At 63.7% G+C, this 18,353-nt stretch carries 2 protein-coding genes (1 of these 2 only partly in view); both read left to right on the plus strand.

Annotated features, from left to right (window positions below; genetic code table 11):
* Positions 1–15,024: an SDR family NAD(P)-dependent oxidoreductase gene (locus RBA41_RS03625; RefSeq protein ID WP_306621124.1), complete on the plus strand. Its 15,024-nt coding sequence runs from the start codon at positions 1–3 to the stop codon at positions 15,022–15,024.
* On the plus strand, positions 15,021–18,353 hold the 5' end (the start) of the coding sequence (locus tag RBA41_RS03630) for an SDR family NAD(P)-dependent oxidoreductase (protein WP_306621126.1). The gene runs 10,677 nt beyond the window's last position; the window shows 3,333 of its 14,010 coding nt (coding positions 1–3,333); it begins with the start codon at positions 15,021–15,023; its stop codon lies off the right edge, out of view. The genes RBA41_RS03625 and RBA41_RS03630 overlap by 4 nt, the downstream gene beginning before the upstream one ends.

Genomic DNA, 18,353 nt, shown 5'->3' on the forward strand with positions numbered 1-18,353 from the left:
ATGAATATCAAGGACCAACGTGTTGCCGTTATCGGGATGTCGGGGAAATTCCCCGGTGCCAATAGTGTTGCCGAGTTCTGGAAGAACATCTGCGCGAAAAAAGAGAGCATTCGCGCGCTATCCGACGAAGAGCTGAGAAGCGCCGGCGTGCCCGAGCGCGATATCGCCGACAGTGCCTACGTGAAAGCGTCGGCGCTGCTGGATGATGTGGAAATGTTCGATCCCGGCTTCTTCAAGATATCGCCGCTGGAAGCGGAGCTGATGGATCCGCAGATCCGCCTGCTGCTGCAATGCGCGTGGGAAACGCTGGAAGATGCCGGCCACGCCCGTAAGGAAGCCCAGAACATTGGCGTATTTGCCGGCGCGGGCGGAGTCACGACCAGCTATTTCGCCAATTTCGTCAATGTGGACGAGCGCTTCAAGAAAATCACGGCGGGCTCGACGCACCTGGGCAACGACAAGGATTTCCTTGCGACCTATATTTCGTACAAGCTGAACCTGACCGGCCCGAGCATGACGGTGCAAACCGCGTGCTCGACCTCGCTGGTGGCGCTGCATCAGGCCTGCCAGAGCGTGCTGAACGGCGAATGCGCCATGGCGCTTGCCGGCGGCGTTACCGTGCGGGTGCCGCACGTGCAGGGGTATCACTATAAAGAAGGCTACATTTTCTCGCGCTCGGGGAAAATCAGCGCGTTTGACGAGGCGGCCGATGGCGTGGTCTTCGGCAGCGGCCTGGGCCTGGTACTGGTCAAGCGCCTGGCGGATGCGATTGCCGACGGCGACCATATTTACGCCGTCATCAAGGGCTCGGCCATCATGAACGATGGCAAAGGCAAGATGAGCTATGCCGCCAGCAGCGCCAAGGGGCAAATCGCCTGCGTGCGCGCGGCGCTGGCCAAAGCCGATGTGGAGGCCGGTTCCATCGGCTTCGTCGAATCGCACGGCACCGGAACGCTCATGGGCGACCCGGAAGAGGTCAAGGCCCTGTCCGCCGCGTTCAAGGAACAGACCGACAAGAAGGCGTTTTGCGCGCTCGGCGCCGTGAAGGCCAACATTGGCCACCTCGAAGCTGCCGCAGGAATTGCCGGCTTCATCAAGGCGGTGCTGGCGGTCGAGCATGGCGTCATTCCCCCGACCGCACACTATTCGACACCGAATCCCCGCATCAAGTTCGACACCACGCCGTTTTTTATCAACGGCGACGTACAGCAGTGGATGGATGCCGGCAAGCCGCGGCGGGCCGCGGTCAACAGCCTGGGCGTGGGCGGGACCAATGCGTTTGTGATTATCGAGAACTACGTTGCGCCGAAACGCACCGGGAAGAAAGCCGCCAGCGGCCCCGTCGTGGTTCCGCTGTCGGCCAAATCGTCCGCCAGCCTGCGCAGCCAGGTTCAGAAACTGGCCGATTTTCTCGCAACCGACCGCGTGCTTGACCTGGCCGACCTGGCCTACACCTTGCAGACCGGACGCGAAGCAATGGACGTGCGTGCGGCATTCACGGTCGCCACGGTTGACGAACTCAAGCTGAGCCTGGCCGCTTTCCTCGACGGCAAGCCAGTCAGCCCGCCCGAAGGCGAACTCGCCGCTTCATGGGTAGGCGGCGCCGATATCGACTGGCCTGCGTTCAATGGTAGTGCCAAGCGCAAGCGCATCAGCCTGCCGACCTACGCGTTCGCCAGGGAGCGCTGTTGGATCGATCCAGTTGGCACCGCTCCGGCTGCGGCGATGCTGCATCCACTGCTGCACGTGAACGAGTCCGATTTGAACGAGCAAAAATACAGCTCGACGTTCAACGGCGAAGAATTCTTCCTCAAAGACCACCTGGTGCGCACCAAACCGGGTGCATCGGCACTGCAGAAGGTGCTGCCGGCGGTTGCCTACCTCGAAATGGCGCGCGCCGCCGTCGAACAGGCGGCCCCCGTCCATGCCGATGCCAGCGTGCTGGAGCTGCGCGATATCGTCTGGCTGCGGCCCATCCCGGTCGACGCCGACACGCAGGTCAACATCGCCATCGTGGCGGACCAGCGCATCGAGTTCGAGGTCTACACCTCGGATGACCAGATTCACTGCCAGGGCTGGTGCCAGTTCAGCGCCGACGCCACGCCAGAACGCTTCGATCCTGCGCAGTTGAAGGAATCGATGGGACAGGGCCACTGGTCCGGGACCGCGTTGTACGGCGCGTTCGAGAAGATGGGACTGGCATACGGCCCGGCCCATCGGCCGATCGCCAGCATCGAGCGCGGCGACCGGGCCTTGCTCGCGCGTTTGAACCTGCCGGCCAGCGTGCAGGCGGGCGGCGCGGCCTACGTGCTGCATCCGAGCCTGATGGACGGCGCCCTGCAAGCGGCCACCGTGCTGATGTTCGACCCCGCCAACCCGCCACGCGCGCCAATCGTGCCGTTCGCGATCGACAGCGTGCAGCTGCTCGCGCCATGCACCAGCGAGGTGCTGGTCTGGGCGCGCCACGCGGACGGCGACAAGGCGGCCAGCTTCGACATCGACATGCTCGACGCCGACGGCAAGCTGTGCGTGCGCATCCGCGGGTTTTCGCCGCGTCCCTTGGGCCGCGAAGTGCTGGGCAGCCTGCTGGCCACGCGCGAATGGCAGCAGAACGACGTGACGCAGGGCCAGGCGGCGCTCGCCGAGCAGCATGTTCTCTTGTGCGGCCTGCCGCAAGTCGACGCCGACAAGATCGCGCGCGACTGCCTGCTGCTGCCGCTGGAATCCGATAAAGACGTCGCCGCGCGCTATGCCGACCTTGCGCTGGCCTGTTTCGACAAGCTCCAGTCGCTCGTCAACAGCAAGCCGCAGGGGAAAACGCTGTTGCAGCTCGTGCTGCCGAACACGGAAGAAAACACCGTGCACGCCGGCCTGTCCGGCATGTTCAAGACGGCTACGCTGGAGAATCCGCAGGTCGCCGGGCAGATTGTGCTGGTCGATGCCGGAGTGGGTACCGACGATCTGGCAGCCTTGCTGCTGGCCGAACGCGCCCACCCGCACGACACGCTGATCAAATACGAACGCGGTGCCCGCCATACGGCCGGATGGCGCTTCCTCAGCGACGAGGCGCCCGCCGAAAGCCCGTTCAAGGATCATGGCGTGTATCTGATCACCGGCGGGCTTGGTGGCCTGGGCGTGCTGTTCGCAAAGGAGATCCTGGCTTGCTGCGCGACGGCGACCATTGTCCTCACCGGCCGCGCCGCGCTGAGGGAGCTTGGCGATAAACAGGCGGTCCTGGCGTCGCTCCAGGCAGGCGGCGCGCGAGTCGAGTATCGCCAGGTCGATCTGGAAGATGCAGCGCAGGTCGACGCGTTGATTACAGCGGTCCGCACCGAGCACGGTCAGCTCAATGGCATCATTCATAGTGCCGGCATGACGGCCGACGCCTTCATCCTCAAGAAAACGTCGCAGCAATTCCGCCAGGTGCTTGGGCCGAAAGTCGCCGGTACTGTCCATCTGGACCACGCAACGCGCGACCTGGATCTTGACTTCCTGGTCCTGTTCTCGTCGTTGACGGCGGCCGTGGGCAACCTGGGCCAGGCCGATTACGCGGCTGCCAACGGCTTCCTGAACGAATTTGCGGCCGGCCGCCGGCGCGGCAGAACCGTGGCAATCGGCTGGCCGCTGTGGCAGGACGGCGGCATGCAGATCGACGCCGCTGCGAGCGACCAGCTGCACGAAGCGACCGGCATCCATCCGATGCGGTCAAGCACCGGTATGCGCATGTTCTACCGCAGCCTCGCGCTGGGTGTCGATCACACGGTGGTCATGGAAGGAAACCTGAACGCAATGCAGCGCACTCTCGGCATTGGTGCCGCGCTGCACGTCGCTCCGGTAAGCGCGGACCCGGGATCGCCGGCCATGGTGGTAGGCGGCCTATCGGAGCAATGCGAAGCCTTCCTGTGTACGCAGCTGGCAGGCTTGCTGAAGCTCCCAGCGGGCAAAGTCGACTCGCGCGCACCGCTTGGCGACTACGGCATCGATTCGATCCTGGCGCTGGACCTGACGCGCGTGCTGGAAAACAGCTTCGGCGCGCTGCCGAAAACCCTGTTCTTCGAGTACCTGAACATCCGCGAACTGGCGGGCTACTTCGTCAAGGCACACGCGCCGGCGCTGGCCGCGCTGTTCTCGGGCGTGGCAACGCCCCCGCCGGGCGTGGCGCCGGTGCAGGAATCGACGTCCAGCATCCGCAAGCGCGCCGCTAAAAAAGCACTGGCGCCCGAGCATGATGCCATCGCCATCGTGGGCCTGAGCGGCCGCTACCCGGAAGCGCGCGACCTGCACGCTTTCTGGGCCAATCTGCGTGACGGCAAGGACTGCATCGTCGAAGTGCCGCAGGATCGCTGGAACTGGCGCGACTACTACACCGAAGACCGTACCAAAAAAGGCCACCATTTCAGCAAATGGGGCGGCTTCATCGAAGGCGTGGACGAATTCGACGCGCGCTTCTTCAATATCTCGCCGCTGGAAGCGGAAACCATCGATCCGCAGGAACGCCTGTTCCTGGAGCACGCCTGGATGGCGATCGAGGACGCTGGTTACACGCGCGCCTCGCTGCAAAGCCCGAACGGCAGCGACCTGCCGGGCCAGGTCGGTGTGTACGCGGGCGTGATGTACGGCGAATACCAGCTGCTTGGCGCCGAAGCGAGCATGCAGGGCAACCGCATGGGCATGGCCAGCAACCTGGCGAGCATCGCCAATCGCGTATCGTACGCGCTGAACCTGCACGGCCCGAGCATGGCCGTGGACACCATGTGTTCGTCGTCGCTGACGGCCATTCATCTCGCGTGTCAGGATCTGAAGCTTGGCCGCACACCGGTGGGCATCGCCGGTGGCGTGAACGTCACCATCCACCCGAACAAATACCTGATGCTCAGTGCCGGCCAGTTCATCTCCGGCGACGGCCATTGCCAGAGTTTCGGCGAGGGTGGGGACGGCTATATTCCGGGCGAGGGCGTCGGCGTGGTGGTCCTCAAGCGGCTGGCGGACGCCCAGCGCGACGGCAACCATATTTACGGCATCATCCGCGCCAGTGCGCTGAGCCACGGCGGCCGGACCAACGGCTACACCGTGCCCAATCCCCAGGCACAGGCCAGCGCGATTCGGCAGGCGCTGGCGCAGGCCGGGGTCGAGCCGCGCCATATCAGCTACATCGAGGCGCACGGCACCGGCACCAAACTGGGCGACCCGATCGAGATCGCGGCACTCAGCCGGGTGTTCCAGGAGAGCACCCCTGACACGGGCTTCTGCCTGATCGGATCGGCCAAATCGAATATCGGCCATTGCGAGGCTGCTGCGGGCATTGCTGGGCTGACCAAGGTCCTGCTGCAAATGAAGCACAGGCAGGTCGTGCCGTCGCTGCATTCCACGCGCCTCAATCCCCATATCGATTTCGCCAGCACGCCGTTCGTGGTCAACCAGGCGCTCACCGCGTGGGAGCAGCCGGTGGTGGACGGCAGGCAGGTGGCGCGCATCGCCGGCATTTCGTCGTTCGGCGCCGGAGGCTCGAACGCGCATGTGATCGTGGAGGCGTATGTGCCGGTCGCCGCAGCTGCGCAGCCGGATGCGATGATGATTTTCCCACTGTCGGCACGCACCGCCGATCAACTGCGTGAAAAAGCGCGCGACCTGCTTGCGTTCATGCGCGCCGAGGGCAGTACGCCGCCGCTGGCATCCATCGCCTACACCCTTGGCGCCGGACGCGAAGCGATGAGCCAGCGCTTCGCTGTCGTCGCCGATTCGGCCGCCGCATTGGTCGAGCGGCTGCAAGCGTATGTCGATGGCCGGATCGCTGTTGTGGACCATTCTTCCATGGCGGCGCTGGCAGACCAGTGGACCAAGGGGACGGATCTCGATTGGGCCGGCTTCCATACTACACAGCCGCCGCTGGTCAGCCTGCCGACGTACCCGTTCGCGCGTCAGCGCCATTGGGTCGAGGTTGCACCGCGCGCGGCGAAACTGCAATCCGCTCTGCATCCGCTGCTGCACGCGAATACCTCGGACTTCAAGCAGCAGAGTTATACGTCGACATTCGAGCATCAGTTGACGCGCGAGACCTGCCTGGACATGGCGCGCGCCGCTATCGCACGGTCGATGCCTGCGGCTTCCGCATCGATGACGCTGGAATTGAGCGATGTCGCCTGTGTCCAGCCGCTTGACGCCGGTGGCGTTCCGGTCACTATCGCCTTGTTCGACAAACGCGGCGATCAAGTGGCGTTCGAGATTTACAGTGACGCTGTCGTGCACTGCCAGGGCCACGCTGCCTGGATCGATGCGCCGGCTACCCAGGCGCCGTCGCCGGTCCAGCTGGTCCAGGTCAGCTTCGACAATCCGCTGCAGGAAAAGCCCAAGCGCAGCATCACCTTGCGCACGCCGGATGCCGCCTTGGCCGACACATACCGCAACGTGGCCAAGCCGCGCATTTCGCTATCGGGAACCGCGTTCGATGCCCCAGCACCGGCTCGATCCGAATCGCTGGTCAGCCTGTTCGAACATGGTGACGGCATCTTTACGATCCGGGTTGCCGAAAGCGGTCTGTCGCCGGCGCTGATCGGCGACCTTTTGCGCGCCATGCGCACCGTTGCGGACGCGCCGACGGCGAAAGCGCTGACCATCGAAGGCGGCGCCCAATCATTTCTTACCGGCGGCCTCGCGCAGCATCGGCAGGCCGTCGATGCGGGCTTGTACAAGGCAGTGGCCGAATTTCCGTACCCTGTCATTGGAGTCGCCCAGGGCGATACAACCGGCGCAGGTTTCCTGCTGGCCGCCGTCTGCGACTTTGTCGTGTGCAGCGAATCGGCATGCTATGCCTTCGCGCAGCCGGCCGGCGGTTTGTACCCGTCGGCCGCCGAGGACCTGCTGATCGAACGCTTCGGTCGTGTACAGGCGAACGATTTCCTGTACCTGAGCGCTGACGCCACCGGCGCCGACCTCAAAGCCAAGGGCTGGACGTGCCCGATCGTGCCAGCCGATGCAGTGGAAGGCGTGGCGCGGGCATTGGCCGGCAATCTGGCGACGAAGTCGCAGAGCGCATTGCGCCTGCTGAAAAAGCACCTTGCACGCGCGATCACCAGTGCGGTACATGCACTTCCCGCTGTTGCCGATGCCTGGTTCGCGCCAGTCACCGCAAAAAGTACCGTGCTCGAAGCGCCATCCGACGCCCTGCATCTTGCGTTACACGGCGACCGTGTATTGATCGTGACAATCCGCAGCGTCGATGGCCTGCTGGACGGACTGGCCAAGGTTCTGCAAGCGACAGCCTGCCGCTGCGTCGTGCTTACCAGCGATCTGCCACAGTTCCTTCCGCCAGCGAGCGAAGAGGCGATCAGAAACTTGATGTTTGGTGCGGGCATGCCGGTGGTTGCGGCATTGGCCGGGGACGCCAATGATGCCGGCTGGCTGCTCGCCCAATACTGCGACGCATGCGTGTACAGCGAGCAGGGTAGCTACGCCGGACCGCTGCAAAATCCCCATCTGCCTGCGCTGGCGTCGCTGCGCCTCGGCAACGACGCGGCAAAGCAGTTCCTGATGGCCGGCGCCGCAGCGTCGGGTGCCGAGTTGCGTGCGCAGTTTGGTGTTCTTCACGTCGTGCCCGCCGATCAGGTACTTGGCGCTGCCCTGAAGATCGCCGAGGCGATCGCTGCATTCCCGGCAGCTGTACTAGGGGTATGGAAGCAGCGCACCGCCGCCTTCCTCGATGCCGCGATCCCGTTCAGCGTTGATGAACGCGACGTGGCTGCGCCTGAAACGGCACTCAGGCTCGCATCGACAGTCATCACGGCCACGGCGCATCCGGACGGCGTACTCGAAGTGCGCATGGCGGACCGCGACGCCAAGAACATGTTTTCGGATGCCTTTTCGGACGGCATGCGCGAAGTATTCGCGCACGTGGAGGCCAGCGGCGCGTACAAGGTCGTGCTGTTGACCGGCTACGACAACTACTTTTCGTCCGGCGGCACCCAGGAGACGCTGCTGGCGATCCACGAAGGCAGGGCCAAGTTTACCGACAATCTGGTGTTCCAGCTCCCGTTGCTGTGCACCGTGCCGGTCATCGCCGCGATGCAGGGCCACGGCATTGGCGCCGGCTGGGCGATGGGTATGTACGCCGACTTTGCCCTGTTCAGCGACGAAAGCCGCTATGTCAGCCCCTACATGGGTTACGGCTTCACTCCCGGCGCCGGTTCGACGCAGATGTTCCCGGCCAAAATCGGCTACGATCTGGCCCGCGAAACCTTGCTGACCGCCCGCGAATTCGCCGGCGGGGAACTCAAGGAACGGGGCATGCGCAACCCGGCGCTGGCCCGCGAGCAGGTGCTGCCTGCCGCACTGGCAATGGCGCATCGCATCGCGCAAAGTCCGCGTTCGCATCTGGTGGCGGTCAAACGCTACTGGTCCGAAGCGCAGCAAGTCTCGCTGGCGGATACGCTTTCGCGCGAACTGGCGATGCACGAACTGACGTTTGTCGGCCAGGCCGACACCCTGGCGCGCATCCAAAGCCGCTTCGGCACCGACACGCCGGCACAGCGCACCACTGCGGCAGCGGCACCGGCCGGCGCAGCGGACATCGGCACGGTGACTGCCAATCTCAAGGCCATGCTGGCGCACGAATTGCGCATGCAGGAGCACGAGATATCGGAGGACGAACAGTTTGTCGACCTTGGCCTCGATTCGATCACCGGCGTGACATGGATCCGCAGAATCAACGACACCTACGGCACCGCGATCGAGGCAATCAAGGTGTACAGCTATCCGACGCTGGCTGCACTGAGCGGTTTTGTGGCCGGGGAAGCCGGGCGTGCGGGCACGGTAGTTGCGGTTCCAGTGCAAGCTGCGGCGACGACACCGGCCACGCTCACATCGTGGCGCCAGCCAAGCCTTGCAAAGGCGGCCGATGTCCCTCCCGTCCGGAACGCGCAGACAATCGCCATCATCGGCATGGCCGGCCAGTTCGCCAAATCGAATAATCTGGAAGAGTACTGGCAGAACATCGCGCAGGGCAGGGACTGCATCGACGAGATTCCGAAGCACCGCTACGATATCGACCAGTACTTCCAGGCCGGCGACGCCGCACCCGGAAAGACCTACAGCCGCTGGATGGGCGCACTCAGCGAATTCGACCTGTTCGACGCGGCGTTCTTCAACATCTCGCCGCGCGAGGCCAAAAGCATGGACCCGCAGCAGCGGCTGTTCCTGCAAACCTGCTGGCACAGCATCGAACATGCCGGCTACAACCCGAAATCGCTCGGCGGCAGCAAGTGCGGCGTGTTCGCTGGATGCTACGCGGGCGACTACCATCAACTGTCGACCCGCGAAAGGCTCAGTGGCCAGGGATTCACGGGCGCGTCGCCATCGATCCTCCCAGCGCGTATCTCGTATCTGCTGGACCTGCACGGACCTAGCCTGCCAATCGATACCGCTTGCTCGTCGTCGCTGGTGGCGGTTGCCACCGCCTGCGACAGCCTCGTTTCGGGCGGCAGCGACATTGCGCTTGCCGGTGGCGTGAACGTCATGGCCGGCCCGTCGATGCAGATCATGACGTCCCAGGTCGGCATGCTGTCGCCGCAGGGCCGCTGCTTCACCTTTGACGACCGCGCCAACGGCATCGCAAACGGTGAAGGCGTTGGTGTCGTGATGCTCAAGCGCCTGGCCGATGCGGAGCGCGACGGCGACTGCATCTACGGCGTGATCGAAGGGTGGGGCGTCAACCAGGACGGCAAGACCAATGGCATCACCGCGCCCAACGCCGATTCTCAGACGCGATTGCAGAACGATGTCTACACCAAGTTCGGTATCGATCCGGCTGGCATTGGGCTGATCGAAGCGCATGGCACCGGCACGCCGCTGGGCGATCCGATCGAAGTAGCGGGTCTCAAGGCGTCGTTCGCCAGATTCACCACCAACAAAGACTACTGCGCACTGGGCTCGGTGAAGAGCAATGTCGGCCACTGCCTGACCGCGGCCGGCGTCTCGGGCCTGCTCAAGGTACTGCTCGCGCTGAAGCACGAGAAGCTGCCGCCGACGATCAATTTCAGCAAATTGAACAAGCATATCTCGCTGAAGGACTCGCCATTCTTCGTCAACGACCAGCTGCGTGAGTGGAAGCGCAACGGCAGCGACCCACGGCGGGCCGCAATCAACTCGTTCGGCTTCAGCGGAACCAACGCGCACGTGGTCGTCGCGGAGTACGTGGCCGCGCGCCAGAGCGCCGCGATCAGCGCGCCGGTCATCGTGCCGCTGTCGGCGCGCTCGCCGGAGCAGTTGCAGCGCAAGGCGGCCGATCTGCTGGCGTTCATCCGTGCACAGAGCGGTGCTGACCTGGATCTCGTCAGCCTGGCGTACACCCTGCAAGTGGGCCGGGAAGAGGGCAATGACCGTGCCGCTGTCGTTGCGGGCACGGTCGGCGAGCTTGAAAAGGCGCTCGCCGCGTTCGATGGTGCGCAGGTCTATCGCGGCCAGGTAAGCGGCAGCAAGGACACGCTGATGGCAATGAGTGCGGACAGCGACTTCCAGGCCATGATCGGCAAGTGGATCGCCAAGAAGGAACTGCCTCGCCTGGCGGAGCTGTGGGTCAAGGGCATGGCGCTCGACTGGACCGGATTCCACCAAACCCCGCCACGGCGGATGGGATTGCCCGGATATCCGTTTGCCAAGGAGCGCTTCTGGATCGACGCAGTCGATGACGCTCCGGTTGCGGCCCCCGTCATTACGCTGCCGGTGCCCGTCGTTCAAGTGCGCGACGTATCCATTCCGGCCGAACAGGTGCGCCAGCAGCTCAAAACGAGTCTGGCGGAAGCCTTGTTCATGACCCCCTCCGATGTGGATGTGCGCAAGTCGTTCACCGATCTGGGGCTCGATTCAATCATTGGCGTCGAATGGATGAAGGCGGTCAACAAGCAGTTTGGCACGGCGCTATCGGCGACACGCGTCTATGATTATCCGAGCGTGACCGAACTGGCCGATTTTCTCCAGGCGCAGCTCGGCACGGCAGAACCGCTAGCGGTGCCGGCGATAGCGCCAGTCCCGCGTGACGGACTGCAGCAGCAGTTGAAGATCAGCCTCGCGGAAGCGTTGTTCATGCAGCCGTCGGATATCGATGTCAACAAGTCGTTCACCGAGCTCGGTCTCGATTCGATTATCGGCGTCGAGTGGGTTAAGAACATCAATAAACAGTACGGCACCAGCATCGGTGCGACGCGCGTCTACGATTACCCGAGCGTCAAGGAGCTGGCCGCCTTCCTCGGCGGGGAAATGACTGTCACCGCTCCGGTGGTGTCCGTTCCTGTGATCGCGCCTCCGCCGGCTCGCGTCGCCGGGCAGGCGGCGATCCGCTTCGAGCCGAAATTTACCCGGCGGTTCAAGGACCTGTACTTCTACTGCGGCGATGGCGAGGGCGATTTCGACGCGGATGGCGAGTTTTCAGTGCGCCTGGCGATTGATCCGGCGACCAACGTCTCGCTCAAGGAGCATGTCGTCTTCGGCGCGCACCTGCTGCCGACGGACGCCTATCTTGAACTCGTTCTGGCAGCCTGCAAAACCTACTTCGCCTGCGCCGAGGTGACACTGAAGAACCTCGTCATCGTCAATCCGATGGTGGGCGCGCAGGGCAGGAAGAACCACATCAAGGTCGTAATCCGGCGCGCTGGCGACGAGTTGCAGTTCTTCGTCAAGTCGAGCACCTCGCCTGACTTCAGCAACGACAAGCTGCATATGCAGGGCTTCATCGCGATTGCGGCCGCACCTCTGGCGAGCCGCTTCGACGATGGATTCGCGGTCGAAAAGACGCTCGATCATGGCGACATCGCGACCAATGCCGGAACTTACTACTCGCCGCTGCAATCGCTGCGCTTCGGCGAGTCGGCAGCGCTGGGGCTGATCAAGGTCGCACGGCACGATTTTGCGTTCACGGCGAATCCGTTCGCCTTGTACGGCGCCCTGTGCACCGTGATCAACTACGGTGCGCACCTTGCCGCCCAACGCTTCGGCGCCAGCGACGACCAGTTCCTTCCGTACCGGATAGGTCAAATCGCGGTGCACGGCCCGCTCGATGGGCTTGACTACCGCTGCTATGCGGAAGTGCGCAATATCGAGCGCGATGCGATTGAATTCTATGTGGAGATGGTCGATGGCGCCGGTAAGGCGGTTGTCGTCATCGATGCAATCAGCTTGCGCCGGGTAGCGCGCAAGGCTATCGAGCAGCAAACGACCGTGTCGCCATCTCCGGCAGTTGTCGGCATGGCCGAAGAGAAGGTCGCCATCATCGGCATGTCGTGCCGTTATCCGATGAGCGAGAACGTCGAAGCGCTGTGGGAGAACCTCAAATCCGGTACGCATTGCGTCACCGAGGTGCCCGCGGAACGTTGGAGCGCCTATCCGGACTGGTACAACCCGGACCCGCGCCACCCGCACACCTCCTATTCGAAGTGGGGCGGCTTCATGGACAATATCGACACCTTCGATTCGCTGTTCTTCGGAATTTCGCCAGCGGAGGCGGAACTGATCGATCCGCAGCAGCGCATCTTCCTGGAAGAATGCTGGAAAACGATCGAGAGCGCAGGCTACGCGCCAGGCTCGTTGTCCAACAAGGCCTGCGGCGTCTATGTGGGTTGCTCCACTGGCGACTACGCAAGGGTGCTGGCCGGCGATGGCCAGGATACTGTTGGCGCCGCGTTCATGGGCACATCCAACGCGATCCTCGCGGCGCGCATTTCCTATCAGCTCAATCTGAAGGGGCCGGCCCTGGCGCTCGACACGGCCTGTTCGTCGTCGCTGGTGGCGGTGCACCTGGCTTGCGCCAGCATCCGCAGCGGCGAAACCCAGCTTGCGCTGGCGGGCGGCATCAACGTGCTTGCGACGCCGCTTGGCCACATTTTGACCTCGCAAGTGGGCATGCCATCGCGCGACGGCCGCTGCGCCGCGTTCGACGCATCGGCCAACGGCATCGTGTTCTCGGAAGGCTGCGGGGTCGTGCTGCTCAAGGCTTTGTCGCAGGCGCAGCGTGATAACGACAATATCCTCGGCGTGATCCAGGGTTCCGGTATCAACCAGGATGGCAAGACCAACGGCATCACCGCGCCGAGCTCCCGGGCGCAGGAACAGCTGCTGCGCCAGATCTACAGCCGGTTCAACATCGATCCGAAGCGCATCAGCTATGTCGAGGCGCATGGCACCGCCACGGCACTAGGCGACCCGATCGAGGTCAATGCGCTGGCGTCCGTGTTCGGCAAACCGGCGGGCGACGCGCGCTACTGCGCACTCGGCTCGGTCAAGAGCAATATCGGCCACGCTGGCTTTGCCGCCGGCGTGGCGGGTATCGTCAAGGTCCTGCTGTGCATCAAACACCGCAAGCTGGTGCCTTCGCTTCATTACAGCCAGCCGAATCCGCACATCGAATTCGACAGGTCGCCTTTCTACGTCAATACCGAGTATCGCGACTGGATCAGCGATTCTCCGCGCATGGCGACGGTGAGTTCCTTCGGCTTCAGCGGCACCAATGCCCATGTGGTAATCGAGGAGCACATGGCGTCGTCGCCATCGGCCCATCGCACGCAAACGCCGGAAGGCAAGGTGCTGGTGCCTCTGTCGGCCAAGGCAACCGAGCAATTGCAGCAAAAAGTGCGCGATCTGCTGACATTCATCAGCCACCAGGAACAAACGGTCGATCTGGGCAGCCTGGCCTACACCTTGCAGGCTGGCCGCGATGAAATGGACCACCGGTTGGTGCTGGTCGTCGACTCGGTCGCGCAACTGACCGGGAAGCTCCAGGCAATTCTGGACGGCGAACGCCAGGTCGCCGACGTGTATCGCGGGCAGGCATCGCAGGGCGACGACACCTTGTCCGCCTTCGCCGCCGATCCGGAGATGCGCACCGTGATCGAGAGCTGGATCACGCGCAAGAACCTGTCCAAGGTCGCCGACCTGTGGGTCAAGGGCTTTGAATTGGACTGGAACAAGCTGCACACCAACGCCACCCCGCGTCGCATGACGCTTCCGACCTACCCATTCGCCAAAGAGCGCTGCTGGGTTGATGGAACCGGGTCGCGCAAGAGCGCCGCGCCGGCCAGCGCGGTGGCGGTGCTGCATCCACTCCTGCATCGCAATACGTCGGACCTGAACCAGCAAAGCTACACCAGCACCTTTAGTGGCGACGAATTCTTCCTGGGCGATCATCGGGTCGGCGGCCAGCCGGTGCTGCCGGCGGTAGCCTACCTGGAGATGGCGCGTGCCGCCCTGATGGATGCGATGCCTGCGGAAAAAGCAGTCGGCCAACTCGAACTGCGCCACGTGGCATGGGCCCAGCCGATCGTCGTCACCGGGCCAAGAAGCGTAACGATTGCCGTGTTCTCCGACCACGGCGAGCAGGTCGCCTTCGAAGTCTACAGCGAGGCCGGTGACGGTTACGAGGAAGTACTGCATTGCCAGGGCAGCTACGCAATGGGCGAGCAGGGCGCCTTACAGCCGCTCGACTTGCAGCGCTTGCGGGCACAAATGACAGGCGCATGCGCGCAGGCGGGAGCGCTGTACCCGGCCTTTGCCGGCATGGGCCTCGATTATGGGCCGGCGTTTCGCGGCATCGTGGCGGCCCACCAGGGCGACAACGAGCTTCTGGTCGAACTGCGTTTGCCGCAGGCCGCGCGCCGTGACGAGAACTACATCCTCCATCCAAGCATGATGGACAGCGCGCTGCAAGGGTCGATCACCCTGATCGACACGTTCCTTAAAGCGTCCGGCAAGGTCGCGCTGCCGTTTGCCCTTGAATCGCTTCGCATCGTATCGCCGTGCGTGGAGACGATGGTGGCCTGGGTGCGGTACTCGCCGGGCGGGCAGGGTGCATCGGCAAGCCTGATCAAGGTCGATATCGACCTGTGCGACGCGGCCGGCGAGATCTGCGTGCAGATGCGGGGCTTTTCCTCACGCCCCATGGAGAGCTCCGTCTCCTTCGATGAAGCGCATTACCAATCGATTTTGGCTGACATTGTCAGCAACAAGATCTCCGTTGACGAAGCTGTGGAGTTAGGGAACCTATGAAGCAAGAGATAACGAACATCTATCGTGCACTGGCAGCCGGCAAGCTTTCGCAACAGGAGGCTCTGGAGCAGATCAAGGCGCTGAAAAAACAGCCGGCGAAGGCCGGCGCAATGGGAACACTGCTGGCGTCGCCCGTCTGGGAGCGCTGCGCCGCCCCGTCCACAGCGCAGGATGAGGCGCCGGCATTCGGCCAGCACCACATTGTCCTGTGCGACCTGCCGCAGATCGCCGCCACCGAGCTGGAATCGCTGGTGCCGGGAAGCCGCTGCAGTAACGTCAACCTCGTCGCAGTAACGGTCTCGCAGGCCTACGCCGATATTGCGCTCCATTGCTTCGAGGCGATTCGGACCGTTCTGGAAGCGAAACCGCAGGGCGTGCAATTCGTGCAAATCGTCGTCGCCGACCGCGACGATGCGCAGATGCTCGCCGGCTTGTCCGGCATGATCGATACGGCGGCCCTGGAAAATCCGGCGATCGTCGGCCAGATCGTCCTGGTGCGTCCGGCGATACCGGCCGGTGACCTGGCGCGCCGCCTGCGCACCGAACGCGGTAATCCGCAAGACCGCGTGGTGCACTACACCGCAGACAGCCGCCTGGTGCGGCGCTGGCGCGCTGTCGATGTACCGGCCAGGACGCCGTGCGCGTTCAAGGAGCATGGCGTTTACCTGATCACCGGTGGACTGGGCGGTTTGGGCTCCCTGGTGGCAGCGGAGATCCTGCGTGCCACCACTGGCGCCAGTGTCGTACTGACCGGGCGGTCATCGGACGCCGGCATCAGGCTCCTAGCGCTGCAGAAGAGCGGCCGGGTCGAGTACCGTCAGATGGATGTCGCCGATGCCGCCGGTACGGAACGCGTGCTGGCGTCGATTGTTGAACAATACGGTCACCTTAACGGAATCATTCATAGCGCCGGCATCGTGCGCGACGATTTCATCCTGAAGAAGAGTTCCGCGCAGTTCAGCGAGGTACTGCAGCCGAAGGTAGCGGGTACCGAGCACCTCGACCTGGCCAGCCAGAACATGGACCTGGACTTTTTTGTGCTGTTCTCGTCGATTGCCTCGTGGTCGGGCAACGTCGGACAGGCCGATTACACGGCCGCCAACGGATTCATGGACCAATTCGCGGGCTACCGCAACGCGCTGGTGGACGCTGGCCAGCGCAAAGGGCGCACCGTCGCCATCGCGTGGCCGCACTGGCTGGACGGCGGCATGCATATCGACGCGGCCAGCAGCGAAGCCTTGCAGCAGAGGACCGGCCTGCGCTCGCTGGCCACGGAGCAGGGCGTGGAGGCGTTCAACCGCTGCCTTGCGCTACCGCAAAGTTCGGTGATGGTGATGCACGGCGATACCGCAGGCATGCAGCGCGCGCTGGCGGCCGAGCGGACGATTCGCAAGAGCGTCGCGAAACCGGTCGCCGTGGCCGGATCGGCCGACCTGTCGACCAAAACCCGTGCATTCCTGCGCGCCGAATTTGCCGCCATCCTCAAAATCCCGGTTCACCGAATCGAAACCCGCGCCGCGCTGGAAAACTACGGCATCGATTCGATCCTGGCCATGAACCTGACCAAGCAGATCGAAGCGACCTTCGGCGCCTTGCCCAAGACCCTGTTCTTCGAATACCAGAACATCGACCAGCTTGCGGACTATTTTGTGGAGTCGCACGCCGGCAAGCTGAATACGATGTTTGCGACGCCATCGGCCCCTGACGCAACGCGCCCGATTGTGATCAAGCCCCCCGTGCAGGCCCCTGCCGGCGGGCGTCGGCAGCGCCAGCGTTTCCCGTTCGCCTCCGCACCTGCCCAAGTGGCGCCGCCAGTCAATGAAGCGATCGCGATTGTGGGCCTGAGCGGGCGCTATCCCGAATCGCGCGACCTGGATACATTCTGGCGCAATCTGCGCGACGGGACCGACTGCATCGTCGAAGTGCCGAAAGATCGCTGGGACTGGCGCGAATTCTATAGCGAAGACCGCACGAAGGAAGGCGCCCATTACAGCAAGTGGGGCGGCTTCATCGAAGGGGTGGACGAATTCGATCCGCGCTTTTTCAACATCGCCCCGCGCGAGGCAAGCAGCATCGATCCGCAGGAGCGCTTGTTCCTGCAGTACGCCTGGAACGCCATCGAGGACGCAGGTTATACACGCGACAGCCTGCAAATCCCCAACGCCAGCGGCATGGATGGCCAGGTCGGCGTGTATGCGGGCGTAATGTACGGCGAATACAATCTCTCCGGCAGCCTGGCGAGCATCGCCAACCGTGTATCGTACTTCCTGAATCTGCACGGTCCGAGCCTGACGCTCGACACCATGTGCTCGTCGTCGTTGACGGCGATTCACCTGGCGTGCCAGGACCTGGGCATGGGGCGCACCAGCCTGGCGATTGCCGGCGGCGTGAACGTCAGCATCCATCCGAATAAATACACGATGCTGAGCGGCGGCCAGTTCATTTCGAGCGACGGCCACTGCGAAAGCTTCGGCGAGGGCGGTGGCGGCTATATCCCGGGCGAAGGGGTGGGCGTGGCGGTACTCAAGCGCCTGTCCGACGCCGAGCGCGATGGCAACCATATATATGGTGTCATTCGCGGCAGCGCGCTCAATCACGGCGGCAAAACCAACGGCTACACCGTGCCCAACCCGCAGGCCCAGGCCGATGTGATACGGCGCGCCCTGGCCGAAGCCGCGATCGATCCGCGTCACGTCAGCTATATGGAAGCACACGGAACCGGCACCAAACTGGGCGACCCGATCGAGATCGCGGCGTTGACACGCGCGTTCTACGAGGGCGTGCAGGCACCCGGACGCGAGGCGGGCTTCTGCCTGATCGGATCGGCCAAATCGAACATCGGCCATTGCGAATCTGCGGCCGGCATCGCCGGCGTGACCAAGGTGCTGCTGCAGATGAAACACGGCGCGATTGTTCCGTCGCTCCACTCCAGCAAACTCAATCCGCACATCGACTTCGCGGCCACGCCGTTCGTGGTCAACCAGACGCTCAAGCCATGGCAGCAACCGGAGGTGGATGGCCGGGTCCTGCCGCGCATTGCCGGCATTTCGTCGTTCGGCGCGGGCGGGTCGAATGCGCATGTCATCATCGAGGAGTATCGCGCACCAGCAATGGCTACCGCCGCCGTCGAAGGGCAGGTCGTGGTACCGCTGTCGGCACGTACCGCGGAGCAGTTGCAGCAGCGCGTGAGCGCCTTGCTGGCCGTGGTCGGAGGCGAAATCGACTTGCGCTCACTGGCGTACACCTTGCAGGTCGGGCGCGAAGCGATGGAGGAGCGTGCAGCCTTCCTGGTGACGTCCGCCGGTGACCTGGCCACCAAATTGCGAGCG

Source organism: Massilia scottii (assembly GCF_030846495.1).
GTDB classification, from domain to species: Bacteria; Pseudomonadota; Gammaproteobacteria; order Burkholderiales; family Burkholderiaceae_D; genus Telluria_A; species Telluria_A violaceinigra.